Raw genomic sequence first — 15,194 nt, forward strand, 5'->3', positions numbered from 1 at the left:
GTTCCGGAGCTGTCCGGCACTTGAAAAATAACCGTAAGGATGTGAAGCAACGTGAGTATTTTGATTGATAAAAATACAAAAGTCATTACGCAAGGCATTACGGGTTCAACGGGAATGTTCCACACGAAGGGCGCATTGGACTACGGAACCCAGATGGTAGGCGGCGTTACACCGGGTAAAGGCGGAACCAATGTTGATATTACGCTGGAAGATGGCACAGTAGTCAGTCTGCCGGTGTTTAATACAGTACAGGAAGCGAAGGAAGCTACTGGCGCAACAGCGAGCGTCATCTACGTTCCTCCGGCATTTGCAGCGGATTCCATCATGGAAGCTGTTGACGCAGAGCTGGATCTCGTGATCTGTATTACCGAAGGTATCCCGGTACTTGATATGGTCAAGGTTGACCGCTTCATGGAAGGCAAAGATACCGTTCTGATCGGACCAAACTGTCCAGGCGTTATTACACCTGGTGAATGCAAAATCGGCATCATGCCGGGTTATATTCATATGCCTGGTCACGTTGGCGTGGTTTCCCGTAGTGGAACACTTACGTATGAAGCTGTTCATCAATTGTCTGCACGTGGAATTGGACAATCTTCTGCTGTGGGAATTGGTGGCGACCCGGTTAAAGGCTCCGAGTTCATTGATATCCTGAAACGGTTTAATGAAGATCCGCAGACACATGCGGTCATCATGATCGGTGAAATCGGTGGTACGGCTGAAGAAGATGCTGCAGAGTGGGTACGCGATAACATGACCAAACCGGTGGTTGGATTTATTGGTGGGGTTACGGCGCCTCCAGGCAAACGTATGGGTCATGCGGGTGCCATTATCTCTGGTGGTAAAGGTACAGCCAAAGAAAAAATTGCGAAACTGGAATCTTGCGGAATCAAAGTTGCTCCAACGCCGGCTGAAATGGGCTCGACTCTTGTGAGTGTACTTGAAGAACGCGGAATTCTGAATTTGTGCACGACACATTAATTCTTTTCCATTATAATAGAAGAAACGGTGCAGGAAAATTATTTTACTGCTGAACCGACTATTGATAATGCGGAAAAGGTAAGCAACCTTTTGTCCTGAACAGGGCGAAGGGTTGCTTTTTTGCGTTTTTTTTTCGGGGTTTCAAAGGGAGCTGTTGTCTGCCTTTATGAGTAAACGCTTGCATTCCGTTGTCACTTATCACACAATATGAGGGAAGATTTTCTTCCCATTAAGGGAGGTTTCTGATTATGGAAGAGAGATGGATTTTGTTTGGACTGCATGAAACGGATGGTATTGGTAAGAAAACAATCTCGAAACTGCTGACAGGACAACATCAATTGACGGATCTTCTGGATTATAAAGAAGGAGATTGGGTTGCCGCGGGTTTACGCAGAGATCAGGCTGCGCGTTTAACTAAGCAATTCAATGCCGACTGGATCGAACAGAGACAAGAAAGTGTTTATAAAGCGGGAATTGAGGTCGTTACCTATCTGGATCAAGATTACCCTATATTAATGAAGGAAACCGTTCAGCCACCCTGGGTAATGTACGGTCGCGGAGATCTGAATCTGCTGCACACTCAATCCATTGCAATGGTAGGAACACGCATGCCCACTGTATATGGACGTAAAATAGGCGAGAAGTTGGCGGAGCAATTATGCAAGGCTGGGCTGACCATTGTTAGCGGACTTGCGAGAGGAATAGATAGTGTATGTCATGATGCGGCTCTGCGTGCAAACGGCAAAACCATTGCGGTATTCGGGACAGGAATTGACAACATTTATCCTCCCGAAAATACAGGTCTTGCTGAACGAATTGCCGAAACAGGGCTGCTCTTGTCAGAGTATCCTCCAGGTACACGTGCGCATCAGGGATTGTTCCCGGAACGAAATCGGATCATTGCAGGGTTGACCCTCGGTACACTAGTCGTTGAAGCTGATATCCGAAGTGGATCACTCATTACAGCAGATGCCGCACTCGAAGCGGGAAGAGACGTGTTTGCTGTCCCGGGTCCAATTACCTCTCCCAAAAGCCGAGGCTCACACAATCTGATTCGTCAGGGGGCAAAGTTGGTGACCTCCGCCACTGATTTATTGGAAGAGTTTCGATTGGACTTGCCAAATGCGGATCAACTTCCTTACAATAGAGGACGTTCGGCTGAAAGCAGTGAGACTTCCAATAAAGGAATATTCCCTGTTGTAAAACTATCTTCAGATGAACAACGTGTTATTTATCTGTTAGAGCAGGAAGAGCAATCACTAGATCAACTTGTGGAACAGCTCAACTGGGATTTTGGACATTTGCATTCAGTTCTGTTATCTTTAATCATAAAAAAGCAGATTAGCCAATTACCTGGAACAAAATACGCGAGGGTATGACGATGCTGCGATCAAGGCAGCATGTGAAAATAGATTATTAGCGGAAGTTAGTCCTGCTGCTGATGAATTATGAAACATATAAACAAGCAGCAGTTTCATGACTGAGAGGAGGATGAACCTATGGCGGATGCACTCGTAATCGTGGAGTCGCCCTCAAAGGCGAAGACGATCGGCAAATATTTAGGCAGCAAGTTCATCGTAAAAGCTTCGATGGGACATGTACGCGATTTGCCAAAGAGTCAGATCGGCGTTGAGGTAGAAAACGATTTTAATCCGAAATATATAACGATCCGCGGCAAAGGTTCAATTTTGAAAGAACTGAAGGATGCACGAAAGAAAGTGAAAAAAGTGTATCTCGCAGCTGACCCGGATCGCGAAGGTGAGGCTATTGCTTGGCATTTGGCCCATGCACTTGAGCTGGATGAAACTGCGGATTGCCGAGTAGTATTTAATGAAATTACGAAACAGGCTGTCAAAGATGCGTTCAAAACGCCGCGTAAGATCAATATGGATCTGGTTAACGCGCAGCAGGCCAGACGTATTTTGGATAGGCTTGTAGGATATAAAATTAGTCCGTTATTATGGAAGAAAGTCAAAAAAGGATTGTCCGCTGGCCGCGTTCAGTCCGTGGCTGTCAAAATCATTTTGGATCGTGAAAATGAAATAAATGATTTTGAACCGGAAGAGTACTGGAGCATTACTGCCAAACTAACAGCAGACGGCAATCCGTTTGAAGCCAAGTTCCATCAGTTAAACGGTACCAAAACCGAACTTGGCAGTGAGGCAGAAGTACAGGCTATTTTAAAACAAATCGAGGGTGCCTCTTTTACAGTCAAGGAAGTTAAAGAGAAGGAACGCAGCCGTAACCCTTCTGCTCCGTTTACAACGAGTTCCTTACAGCAGGAAGCCGCACGAAAATTGAATTTCAGAGCTTCCAAGACGATGTCTGTCGCCCAACAGCTATATGAAGGGGTAGACCTCGGAAAAGAAGGCACAGTCGGTCTCATTACGTATATGCGTACAGACTCTACCCGAATTGCAGCATCGGCTCAGGAAGAAGCCAAGGAATATATTATTGGTAAGTACGGTGAGCCATTTGCTCCAGAGACGCCTAGAAACTATTCCAAAAAAGCAGCCAATGCTCAAGACGCGCATGAAGCGATCCGTCCAACGTCGATTTTGCGTGATCCGGATTCCATTAAATCGTTTATGAGTCGTGATCAATTCCGGTTGTACAAACTGGTTTGGGAACGTTTTATAGCGAGCCAGATGTCATCTGCCGTTCTGGATACACTCTCCGTGGACATTGCTGCAGGAGATACGATTTTCCGGGCAGCGGGTTCGAAGGTTCGTTTCCAAGGATTCATGAAGGTATATGTAGAAGGTAATGATGACGGTACAACGGAAGAAGATCGTCTGCTGCCTCCGCTGAAAAATGGAGATGTGCTGGAGAACCGGGAAATCGAGCCGAAACAGCACTTTACACAACCACCGCCACGTTATACAGAAGCAAGGTTGGTTAAAACGCTTGAGGAACTGGGCATAGGGCGTCCCAGTACATATGCGCCAACGCTGGAGACCATTCAGAAGCGCGGATATGTTGCCATTGAAGAGAAAAAATTCATGCCTACAGAACTGGGCGAACTGGTCATCGAACAGATGGAGGAGTTTTTCCCGGAGATCCTGAATGTGGAGTTCACCGCGAACATGGAAGGTGATCTTGACCATGTGGAGGAAGGGTCGGAAGATTGGGTCAAAGTACTCGCAGAATTCTACGAGTCTTTTGAGAAACGGCTTGAGTTTGCAGAAGAAGAAATGAAAGAAATCGAGATTGAAGATGAAGTTTCGGATGAAATATGTGAGAAGTGCGGCAAACCGCTCGTTTATAAGCTGGGTCGTTTCGGCAAGTTTCTTGCATGTTCCGGATTTCCGGATTGCCGGAATACCAAACCGATCATCAAGGATATCGGCGTGACTTGTCCGAAATGTAAGGAAGGGCATGTTGTTGAACGCCGCAGTAAAAAGGGACGTATTTTCTATGGTTGCGACAAGTATCCTGAATGTGATTTTGTATCATGGGATAAACCGTCAGCGAAACCATGTCCAAGTTGCGGATCACTAATGATTGAGAAACGGAACAAACAGGGCACACGATTACAGTGTACTTCGTGTGATCATCAAGAACCGGTAGAGGAACCGGAAGAAGAATGAGCGGATTAGCATAATGGGGGTAAATGATTTTGAATAATGAACAACAAGTAACCGTTATTGGCGCCGGGCTCGCAGGAACAGAAGCAGCTTGGCAGATCGCAAGTCGCGGTGTGCGCGTAAAACTATACGAGATGAGACCGGTTGTGAAAACACCGGCTCACCATACTGATAAATTTGCAGAACTGGTGTGCAGCAACTCGCTTCGTGCTAATGGCTTGACCAACGCAGTCGGTGTATTGAAGGAAGAAATGAGAATGCTTAATTCTCTGGTTTTGGGTGCAGCAGACCGCCATGCCGTTCCGGCAGGTGGGGCACTTGCAGTGGACCGGGACGGATTCTCAGGCGAAATCACGTCTACACTTCATCAGCATCCACTCATCGAAGTTGTCAATGAAGAACTGACTTCTTTGCCGGAAGACGGAATCGTTGTCGTTGCAACGGGGCCTTTGACTTCACCAGCATTGTCCGAGCAAATCAAAGCCCTTATGGGTGAAGAATACTTTTACTTCTATGATGCGGCTGCGCCAATTATCGAAAAAGATTCTATTGATATGAATAAAGTTTATTTGGCTTCACGTTATGATAAAGGCGAAGCAGCTTACTTGAACTGCCCAATGACAGAAGAGGAATTCGATGTATTCTATGAAGCGTTAATCACAGCGGAAGTTGCTCAACTGAAAGAATTTGAGAAAGAAATTTACTTCGAAGGCTGTATGCCGATTGAAGTCATGATGAAACGTGGCAAACAAACGGCGTTGTTTGGTCCGATGAAACCTGTAGGACTCGTTAATCCGCATACTGGAGAACTGCCTCATGCTGTTGTTCAGCTTAGACAGGACAATGCAGCAGGAACGCTGTACAATCTGGTCGGATTCCAGACGCATCTGAAATGGGGCGAACAAAAGCGGGTCTTTTCTTTGATCCCTGGACTTGAAAATGCGGAATTCGTTCGTTATGGCGTAATGCACCGTAATACATTTATCAATTCTCCCAAACTGCTTCGTCCAACGTATCAGTTCAAAGAGCGTCCAAACCTGTTCTTTGCAGGTCAAATGACGGGAGTAGAAGGTTATGTAGAATCTGCGGCATCCGGTTTAATCGCGGGTATGAATGCAGCCAAAGCAGCGCTTGGACAGGAACTGGTGGTTTTGCCGGTGGAGACCACATTGGGCAGTATGGCACAATATATTACAACAGCTGATTTCAAACACTTCCAGCCAATGAACGCAAACTTCGGGTTGCTGCCGAAGCTGGAAACTAAAATACGCAATAAAAAGGAAAAAAATGAAGCACTTGCGCAGCGTGCACTGGATGGCATTGCCCGTTTTGCAGCAGCAGAAGGTCTAACCGTTCCAGAACGCGTGTAAATTAATCGTGGGAGGAGGCTGATATCATGGATATGTCATTTCATGCTACAACGATCTGTGCAGTTCGTCATAATGGTAAAGCAGCCATTGCCGGTGATGGTCAGGTGACCATGGGACAAAGCGTTGTGATGAAAAATACAGCCAAAAAGGTAAGACGTTTATATCGTGGGCAGGTTGTGGCTGGTTTTGCCGGTTCCGTGGCGGATGCCATTACCTTGTTTGAGAAATTCGAAGGCAAACTGGAGGAGCACCATGGTAATCTGCAGCGCGCAGCGGTAGAGCTTGCCAAGGATTGGCGCCAGGATCGAATTTTGCGCAAGCTGGAGGCGCTCCTTATTGTTATGGATAAAACCGGGATGTTACTCATTTCCGGTGGTGGCGAAATAATTGAACCAGATGATGACGTGATTGCCATTGGTTCGGGAGGCAACTTCGCTTTATCTGCTGCGCGTGCGTTAAAACGTCATGCGGTGGATCTGGAAGCAAAAGACATTGCTCGTGAATCACTCCAGATTGCTTCAGAGTTATGTGTATATACCAACAATAATATTATTGTTGAAGAGTTGTAAGGAAAGCAATCTCCCGTGATGGGGCATGATGATTAAATCGGCTCCAGTTACTTCGTGGAGATTCTTTGTCCTTGTAAGTAAGATCTATAATGTTTTTATCTATCTGATAAACAAGGTTCGCATATTGGTAGGAGGGAAGCTATATGGATACTCAAGCGTTAACGCCAAGACAAATCGTTGCAGAGCTTGATAAGTACATTGTAGGTCAAAAACAGGCTAAAAAATCGGTAGCGGTCGCCCTTCGCAATCGCTATCGCCGTAGCCTTTTGCCCGAACATACCCAAGATGATATTGTACCTAAAAATATTCTGATGATTGGACCTACTGGTGTTGGTAAAACAGAGATTGCACGTCGACTGGCTAAGTTGGTAGGAGCCCCATTTGTAAAGGTGGAGGCTACGAAGTTCACGGAAGTGGGTTATGTTGGCCGTGACGTGGAATCTATGATTCGTGATCTGATTGAAACATCACTGCGGATGGTCAAACTGGAACGTACAGAAAAGGTCAAGGACAAAGCGGAAGAGGCTGCTAATGAGCGGATTGTACATATTTTGGCCCCTTCACAATCCAAATCCAAAAATCAGCGGAATCCGTTTGAAATGATTTTTGGTAATAATGGCAACAACGCGCCAGAAACCGATGAGCAAGAACCAGATACGGGAGTAGCTGAACGGCGACGTAAAATCAAATTTGATTTGTTATCTGGTAAACTGGAAAATGACGTTATCGAGATTGATGTGGAAGATACCACACCTAACATGATGGACATGTTTGCTGGTCAAGGAAATGATCAGATGGGTATGAATATGCAGGAGATGTTTGGCAGTTTATTACCTCGTCGTACCAAAAAACGTAAACTGGCAATTAAGGAAGCTCGCAAAGTGCTAATTCAGGAAGAAGCGGGCAAGTTGATTGATATGGATGATGTTACTCAGGAGTCCATTCGCCGGGCGGAACAAACAGGTATCATATTCATTGACGAAATTGATAAAGTGGCCAGTCAAGGACGCGGTAGCGGTCCAGACGTATCCCGTGAAGGGGTACAGCGTGATATTCTCCCAATCGTGGAAGGATCTACGGTAATGACCAAGTATGGCCCTGTCAAAACGGATTACATCCTGTTTATGGCAGCTGGCGCATTTCACGTAGCAAAACCCTCAGATCTCATTCCAGAGCTCCAGGGGCGTTTCCCAATCCGTGTAGAACTGAACAGCCTGACGCTTGATGAATTTGTATCGATCCTCACTGAACCTAAAAATGCGTTAACCAAGCAATATGTGGATTTGCTGCGTACGGAGAATATTGAGATAGAGTTCTCGGATGATGCCATCCGTGAAATTGCGAAGCTGGCTGAGTCCGTGAATCAGAATACCGAAAATATCGGTGCACGGCGCCTGCATACCATTCTGGAAAAACTTCTGGAGGATCTGTCTTTTGAAGCGCCAGAGCTTACGCTAGAGCGTATGGTTATCACTCCGGAATATGTACGTGAGAAATTGAATGATATTGCATTAGATCGTGATTTAAGTCAATATATCTTGTAACATAGGTGCAATGCTCTGTCAGAGCGTGTTTGAAGAATGGATGACGGCATACAATGGATGAATAAAGATCAGACGACTACACGGAAATGGGATATGCGGTCCTGGTTCTAACTGTAGTAGACTTTATTCAATCCATCTGTATGCCGTTTATTTTTGTTTAACCTAATATAATGTCGTATTGTAACCGATAAAAGAGATGGAGTTGTATAAGACGAAAGATTATCTAGGACTTGTGCCGCAGATATAATGTATTTAGACCCTAAAGATGTGTTTACAACTCATATTTGATACTTCTATAAATTCCAATAATAGGATTTTGTTTTTCCAAGTCTGGTTATCGGTTTAATCAGAAGCTCGAGAAAGATTTGCATAAATGCGCAAAAAAGTGAATGAGATGGTATTGCGGATGTGACAAATTATTCTTGTGTAATATAAATGAGCTTGCTCTGTTTAAATGTTAAAAAAGTGTTTTAGATATTAAGCTGAAACAAGTAATCCGAAATGGATATCTTGTCAATTAGCAATTTTATAGAATAGAGAAGATTCTATTAAAAATTATAAGAAAGCTTATTATATCGGTAAATATTTCTAGTGGAAAATCGTTTGAAGCTTTTCGATAGCTTCCTTGTTTGTATTATTATGATGTGCTCAAACGAGTTAACGCATAGTATAAATTTTAAGAATGTTTAAGAGCTCAACCCGAGCACTTAAGCTTATTTTTGTTTTGGGCCCCAACATTTACGAAAAAATTCATAATTTGCAGAAAATACACAAAAAGCTCTGTCTTTCAGAAAAGATAGGGCTTTTTTCTTATTGTAATATATCCCAATCTCGAAGAAACTTATGTTATACGACAACATCAGAGTTAATTCTACTTAAGTCCTAGAAAACCGTGTGAAAGTGAATGTTTTTTGTCGAAAAAGCATAAGCATCCCACGGAAAAAGATTGAATCTATTTCCATAATTTCTAAAGAGAGGAGGGCGATTATGAATCTTTTGAATGATATTAGTTTTCAAAGGCTGCAAGGTGCACTCGATGCCTCCAACATTAGACAACGAACAATTGCTGACAACATTGCGAATGCGGACACCCCGTATTTCAAGCGTTCGGACGTTGCTTTTGAAGAAATGCTCCAGGAACAAATGAGTGGAGATATGCCTGTTCTTAAAGGGAAAGTAACGGATTCAAGGCATTTTGTCATAGGTCCTTCCTCTTCCATACCTACACCTGTAGTTAATATGGACCAGTCAACATCCATGAATAACAACCAGAATAACGTCGATGTAGACAAAGAAATGAGTCTTCTGGCGGAGAACCAGCTGCGTTACAACGCTTATATTCAGCAAGTGAATGAACAAATCAAAATGATGCGTGTTGGAGTCGAAGGGAGATAACTTAGGTGAACATCAGTAACAGTTTCAGTATCAGTGCATCGGCTCTAACAGCTCAGCGTTTGCGGATGGATGTTATATCATCCAACATTGCCAACGCGGAGACGACGCGCGCGAGTGTAACCAACGGCGAGGCGGTTCCTTACAAGCGCAAGATGGTTGTGCTTGAACCAAACAAAACTTCCTTCAACAGCTTGCTTCAAAATCAAATGAAAAGCAGTGGGTCTGGAGAGGGAGTTAGAGTATCGGAGATTCGTGAAGATCAGTCGCCTCTGAAGCCAGTCTACGACCCTACACATCCAGATGCCAACGCTGAGGGGTATGTGTACATGCCTAATGTGGATATCGCGAAAGAAATGGTGGACATGATCTCGGCTTCACGCTCATATGAAGCAAACGTCACAGCTTTGAACTCAACCAAAGCAATGATATCCAAGGCATTGGAGATTGGAAGAGCCTAGGTAATGGCTTAAAGGTGGAAATATCCAAAAAACCAAAGAACTGAAATGAATGGGAGGGACATTAATGATTCAGAACAACATGTTTAGCACACAGGGGATTCAACCGCTTCAGATGCAAAGTACGGCACAAGCTAAACCATCTACACCAGCCGAAACCATTCAGAGCTTCGGTACATACCTACAGGATGCGCTAGGGTCTGTAGCTGCACAGGAGACCCAAGCGCATGAAATGTCAAACCAATTCCTGGTTGGGAAAGTGAACGTTGATCAGGTGATGATCGCTTCAGAACAGGCCCTGTTGAGTCTGCAACTTACGACTCAAGTCCGAAACAAAGTAGTCGAAGCATATCAGGAGATTATGCGTACGCAATTATAAAATGGCTTAAATGCGCTTCGACAACAGCGCTGATTATTACAACAAGCAGCTGCGATGCTGCTCCTGACCGTTAAACTTTAGAACCTATAGAGATTGCGGAAGGACAGACCAAGCAAAGTTTCGGATGGGGTGACAGAGTGAATGAGAGAATTGCCCAATACAGAGATAAGGCATCCCAGTATTGGAATAGTTTTAGCAAAAAGCAAAAAGTATTATTTATTTCCACCTTCCTGTTTTTAATTTTGGCTGCAGTTGTACTAACCATGCAATTGTCAAAGACGGAATATGAAGTTGCTTTCACGGATTTGAATGCAAGTGACTCTGCAGGCGTCATTAATTATCTGGATTCATCGAGTATTCCATACAAATTAAGTTCAGATGGCAAGACCATATCTGTACCGAGCACGGATGTAGCTATTGCTAAAGTAAATATCGGATCACAAGGAATTATTCAGAATGGTTCATTAGGGTATAAGTCATTTGAGGAGTCATCATCTCCAATCGGGATGACGGATAAAGAGTTCGATGTGAAGTATAACAACGCATTGAACGGAGAAGTGGAGCAGTTGCTTCAACGAATGCAAGGCATACAGGATGCTAAAGTATTGGTCAATATGCCAAAAGATAATATCTTTGCTGGCCTAGAAGAGCAGGATAAAGCATCAGCATCAGTGGCCCTGCAGTTTAAACCGGGTTATCACCCCAATCAAGCTGCGGTAGATGGATATTTTAATTTGGTCAAAACAGCCATTCCCAATCTACCTATTGAAAACATAACGATTACGAACACAGATGAAGCGGAACTGATTCCGACCGCCCGAGGTGGTAGCGGGGGATTATCTTCTGAAGTCCAAGAAAATATGGCGTTACAGAAGAAATTCGAAAATGATGTTCGCAATAATGTGAAACAATTTCTTTCCCAGATTGTGGGTGACGAGAATGTCAACGTTCTGGTTGCTTCCAAGCTTAATTTTGACAAGGAAACTCGTAAAGAAAACCTAGTCACACCGGTCGATGTAGATAATATGAAAGGCATCGAGATCAGTGTTCAAGAGATTCAAAAGAGCTATACGGGGGCAAGCAATCCGACAGGTGGTGTTGCTGGCACAGGTCAAGAGGAAGTTCCGGGTTATCCATCATCGGATGCATCGGGAAACTCAAGCTCGGAGGAAACATCCAGCACCAAAAACTACGATGTCAACCGAATTGTTAAAGATATCGTTTCCAGTCCATATACTGTAAAAGATTTAACCATTAACGTCGCGGTTGAACCACCGGCAGGACAAACAGAATTACAAGCACCGGTTCAGGATGCGATTGAAAATATTTTGGTTAACATTGTTCGTGCATCACTGGCGGACTCAGGCACTGTAATAAGTGACGCAGATTTGGCCAAAAAAGTTTCGGTAATGTCTCAAGGTTTCCAGACTGCTGCGGCAACAAATACAGGGTTCCAGCTTTCCACCGGAATGATGTGGGGCATCGGAGCATTGGTGGCAGCATTGATTGCAACGGTTGTTATTTTGTTAGTGCGCCGTCGTCGCAAACAGAACGAAATAGAAGAAGAGGATATTCCTCTTCCGGTAGCAACAGAGTTTCCGTCCATTACGTTGGACAGTGTAACGAACGAAAGTCAAGTGCGCAAACAATTGGAGAGTTTGGCCAAGAAAAAGCCAGACGAATTCGTCAATCTGCTGCGTACGTGGCTGGCTGACGAATAGAGGTGAACGCATTGGCGAAGGCAAGCAGTCAAGGTCTGACTGGAAGACAAAAAGCAGCAATTTTGTTGATTACATTAGGTCCGGAAGTGTCCGCGCAAATCTTCAAACATTTGCGGGATGAAGAGATCGAACAACTGACGTTGGAAATTGCCAATGTTCGCAAAGTAGATGCTTCCGAAAAAGATATGATTATGTCTGAGTTTCATCAGATTTGTCTTGCACAGGAATACATTTCTCAAGGTGGTATTACGTACGCGAGAGAAATTCTGGAGAAAGCACTTGGGTCGCAAAAAGCACTTGAAGTTATTAACCGTTTGACGGCTACGCTACAAGTTAGACCATTTGACTTTGCGCGTAAGGCAGATCCAAATCAAATATTGAACTTTATTCAGAACGAAAGCCCGCAAACGATTGCTCTGGTATTATCATATCTGCAATTTGAGCAGGCAGCGGCGATCTTGTCCTCGTTACCACAAGAGAAACAGGCCGATGTAGCACGCCGAGTTGCTGTGATGGACAGTACTTCTCCAGAAGTCATTTCTCAAGTGGAGCGGGTGCTCGAACAGAAACTGTCTTCTACTGTTACACAAGATTATACAAATGCGGGTGGTATCGAATCCATCGTTCAGATCTTGAATGGCGTCGACCGTGGTACGGAACGTACTATCCTCGACTCACTGGAAATTCAAGATCCGGAACTTGCAGAAGAAATCAAAAAACGCATGTTTGTATTCGAAGATATCGTCAATGTGGATGATCGTTCGATCCAGCGTATTATCCGGGATATCGACAATGCAGATTTGCAGTTGGCACTCAAAGTGGCAAGCGAAGAAGTACGGGATGCTATATTCCGGAACATGTCGAAACGGATGGCCGAGACATTCAAGGAAGAAATGGAATTCATGGGACCCGTTCGGTTGCGTGATGTTGAGGAAGCTCAGACTCGTATCGTAGGAACGATCCGCAGATTGGAAGAAGCTGGTGAGATCATTATCGCTCGCGGTGGAGGAGATGATATCATTGTCTAATTTGATTAAATCTTTCCAGTATGTACCGGTCGATGACCGCAAACGACTCGAAAATCATCATCATTATGGTGGACCGGAGTCTGATGTGGAGTTAGATGGTGAACGTGCTGAAGGCTCTGAAGCTGAGATGCTTCAGGCACGCGTAGACGAAGAAACACAACGTCTTACCGCGGAGATGCTGGAGGATGCCAAGGAGTTTGCAGAAAAGCAGGTACGTGATGCTTCAGAGGAAGCGGAGCGATTGCTTCAAGAAGCCCGTGAACAGATTGATAGCTGGTGGCAGGAACAGCGTCAGCAGGATGAACATCTTACTGAAGCGCTTCGTTCACAAGGTTTCCAGCAGGGTTTTGAAGAAGGCAAAGTACAGGCTGAACTGGATCTCCAGGTGAAGATCGAAGAGATGATGAAGGAAGCACGCGGGGTTCTTGAAGAAGCTTACGTTGCCAAAGATCAGATTATTCAGGAAGCAGAGCCTTTTCTTGTGGATCTCGCCTGTGGTATCGCTGAGAAGGTAATTGACAAGCAACTCTCTGTTGAACCAGAACACACACTCGAACTGATTCGTCAGAGTTTGTCTCGCAAACGTGAACAGGGGATGATCACCTTATGTGTGGCACCTGATCAATTTGCTTTTGTGCAGGCCGCACGTGAAGAGTTGGCTATGTCAATTGACTCTCAGGCAGAATTGCAGATTTTGCCTGATGCTACGGTGAAAGACAAGGGATGTGTTATACGGTCGTCGTTTGGAAGTGTAGATGCCAGAATTGATACCCAACTCGCTGAAATTAAAAAAGAACTGATCCGCATAGCACTTGAGGATGAGGGGCGAAAAAATCAACATGAAGATTCTTAGCTCACAGCGATACATGGAACATCTTAAGCAATTTGACCCCGTTCGAATTAACGGTAAGGTCACACAGGTCATTGGTCTTATGGTTGAGTCTGAAGGCCCGGATGCTAGCATTGGTGATGTATGTTACATCTACCCCGGGAAATCTGCCAAGCCACTTCAGGCAGAGGTTGTCGGGTTTCGGGATAACAAAGTATTGCTCATGCCACTCGGTGAACTTCAATCCATTGGCCCTGGATGCGATGTGGTCGGAACGGGTAAACCACTTGGGGTTCAGGTTGGATCTGAATTGCTTGGTAAGGTGTTAGATGGATTGGGGCAACCTTTGGACGGTTCCTTGTTACCCTCCAGAATGCCAATGTACTCCACATCTAATACGCCAGTGAATCCGATGGACCGTCCACGGGTACTCGAAACGATGAGTGTAGGTGTAAGAGCCATTGACGGTCTGTTGACGGTTGGTAAAGGACAGAGGGTCGGTATATTTGCCGGATCGGGTGTTGGTAAAAGTACACTGATGGGCATGATCGCCCGCAATACAGCAGCAGACGTTAATGTAATTGCTTTGGTAGGGGAGCGGGGCCGTGAGGTTCGTGACTTTATTGAAAGGGATCTGGGTCCGGAAGGATTGGAACGATCCGTCGTTATTGTTGCTACCTCTGATCAACCTGCTCTGATTCGAATCAAAGGCGCGGTTATCGCAACTACGATCGCGGAGTATTTCAGAGACAGAGGCATGAATGTCATGTTGATGATGGACTCTGTTACACGTTATGCCATGGCACAGAGGGAAGTGGGACTTGCGGTAGGAGAACCACCTGCAATGAGAGGATACACTCCTTCTGTTTTTGCGAGTTTACCCAAGTTGCTTGAGCGAGCGGGGACTGGACCCACAGGTTCAATTACTGCTTTTTACACCGTCCTTGTCGACGGGGATGATATGAACGAGCCGATTGCGGATGCGGTGAGAGGTATACTGGATGGTCATATTGTACTGAATCGTTCCATAGCAAACAAAGGTCACTTCCCTGCGATTGATGTGCTTGCGAGCATTAGTCGGGTTATGAAGGATATTGCTCCTGAAGAGCAGTTGGAAGCCGTTAATAATATGAAGAGACTGATGGCTGTGTACAAGGAATCAGAGGATTTAATCAACATTGGGGCTTATCAAAGAGGTTCAAATGCTGCCATTGATGAATCGATAGACCAGATTGATAGTATCTGGGACTTTACCAGGCAGAAAGTCGATGAAAAAGTAACGCTAAGTGAAGTGCAGGAACGTTTGATTCTTGAATTTGCAAGGAGATGAATGGGT

At 44.9% G+C, this 15,194-nt stretch carries 13 protein-coding genes; all 13 read left to right on the forward strand.

The annotated features are described in order from the left end of the window. The first annotated feature begins 51 nt into the window (after nucleotides 1-51). The 13 genes from sucD to fliI all read left to right on the forward strand — a co-directional run bounded on the left by sucD (nucleotide 52) and on the right by fliI (nucleotide 15,188). Nucleotides 52-981, forward strand: coding sequence for a succinate--CoA ligase subunit alpha (gene sucD / locus RS891_RS11265; protein ID WP_113052641.1), 930 nt, complete (start codon nucleotides 52-54; stop codon nucleotides 979-981). Nucleotides 982-1,229: 248 nt separating this feature from the next. Beyond that, nucleotides 1,230-2,360, forward strand: coding sequence for a DNA-processing protein DprA (gene dprA, locus RS891_RS11270; RefSeq protein WP_315795320.1), 1,131 nt, complete (start codon nucleotides 1,230-1,232; stop codon nucleotides 2,358-2,360). Nucleotides 2,361-2,480: 120 nt separating this feature from the next. Next, the gene (gene topA, locus RS891_RS11275) at nucleotides 2,481-4,571 is read left to right on the forward strand and encodes a type I DNA topoisomerase (protein WP_090895940.1); all 2,091 of its coding nucleotides are present in this window, start codon (nucleotides 2,481-2,483) and stop codon (nucleotides 4,569-4,571) included. A gap of 23 nt (nucleotides 4,572-4,594) precedes the next feature. Further along, nucleotides 4,595-5,938, forward strand: a complete 1,344-nt coding sequence (gene trmFO / locus RS891_RS11280) for an FADH(2)-oxidizing methylenetetrahydrofolate--tRNA-(uracil(54)-C(5))-methyltransferase TrmFO (RefSeq protein ID WP_376033241.1) — start codon at nucleotides 4,595-4,597, stop codon at nucleotides 5,936-5,938. 26 nt (nucleotides 5,939-5,964) lie between these two features. Then, nucleotides 5,965-6,507: an ATP-dependent protease subunit HslV gene (hslV, locus tag RS891_RS11285; protein ID WP_024630205.1), complete on the forward strand. Its 543-nt coding sequence runs from the start codon at nucleotides 5,965-5,967 to the stop codon at nucleotides 6,505-6,507. A 143-nt stretch (nucleotides 6,508-6,650) separates the two neighbouring features. After that, the gene (gene hslU, locus RS891_RS11290) at nucleotides 6,651-8,051 is read left to right on the forward strand and encodes an ATP-dependent protease ATPase subunit HslU (RefSeq protein ID WP_315795322.1); all 1,401 of its coding nucleotides are present in this window, start codon (nucleotides 6,651-6,653) and stop codon (nucleotides 8,049-8,051) included. A 987-nt stretch (nucleotides 8,052-9,038) separates the two neighbouring features. Further along, the gene (gene flgB, locus RS891_RS11295; RefSeq protein ID WP_315795323.1) at nucleotides 9,039-9,446 is read left to right on the forward strand and encodes a flagellar basal body rod protein FlgB; all 408 of its coding nucleotides are present in this window, start codon (nucleotides 9,039-9,041) and stop codon (nucleotides 9,444-9,446) included. A 5-nt stretch (nucleotides 9,447-9,451) separates the two neighbouring features. Further along, entirely contained in the window at nucleotides 9,452-9,904 is a 453-nt protein-coding gene (gene flgC / locus RS891_RS11300) for a flagellar basal body rod protein FlgC (RefSeq protein WP_063566414.1), read from the forward strand. 64 nt (nucleotides 9,905-9,968) lie between these two features. Further along, nucleotides 9,969-10,280 (forward strand): flagellar hook-basal body complex protein FliE, encoded by a 312-nt coding sequence (gene fliE, locus RS891_RS11305; RefSeq protein ID WP_315795324.1) that lies wholly within the window; start codon nucleotides 9,969-9,971, stop codon nucleotides 10,278-10,280. Between the two features lie 137 nt (nucleotides 10,281-10,417). Continuing rightward, entirely contained in the window at nucleotides 10,418-12,001 is a 1,584-nt protein-coding gene (fliF, locus tag RS891_RS11310) for a flagellar basal-body MS-ring/collar protein FliF (RefSeq protein WP_315795325.1), read from the forward strand. Between the two features lie 11 nt (nucleotides 12,002-12,012). Further along, nucleotides 12,013-13,029: a flagellar motor switch protein FliG gene (gene fliG, locus RS891_RS11315; protein ID WP_113052633.1), complete on the forward strand. Its 1,017-nt coding sequence runs from the start codon at nucleotides 12,013-12,015 to the stop codon at nucleotides 13,027-13,029. Further along, nucleotides 13,022-13,882 carry a FliH/SctL family protein gene (locus tag RS891_RS11320; protein ID WP_113052632.1) on the forward strand — a complete coding sequence of 287 codons (861 nt, stop codon included), beginning with the start codon at nucleotides 13,022-13,024 and terminating at the stop codon, nucleotides 13,880-13,882. The genes fliG and RS891_RS11320 overlap by 8 nt, the downstream gene beginning before the upstream one ends. Further along, nucleotides 13,869-15,188: a flagellar protein export ATPase FliI gene (fliI, locus tag RS891_RS11325; protein ID WP_076289505.1), complete on the forward strand. Its 1,320-nt coding sequence runs from the start codon at nucleotides 13,869-13,871 to the stop codon at nucleotides 15,186-15,188. Before RS891_RS11320 ends, fliI begins: the two co-directional genes overlap by 14 nt. Nucleotides 15,189-15,194 lie beyond the last annotated feature (6 nt).

This window comes from Paenibacillus sp. BIC5C1, from assembly GCF_032399705.1.
Classification (GTDB): Bacteria; Bacillota; Bacilli; order Paenibacillales; family Paenibacillaceae; genus Paenibacillus; species Paenibacillus taichungensis_A.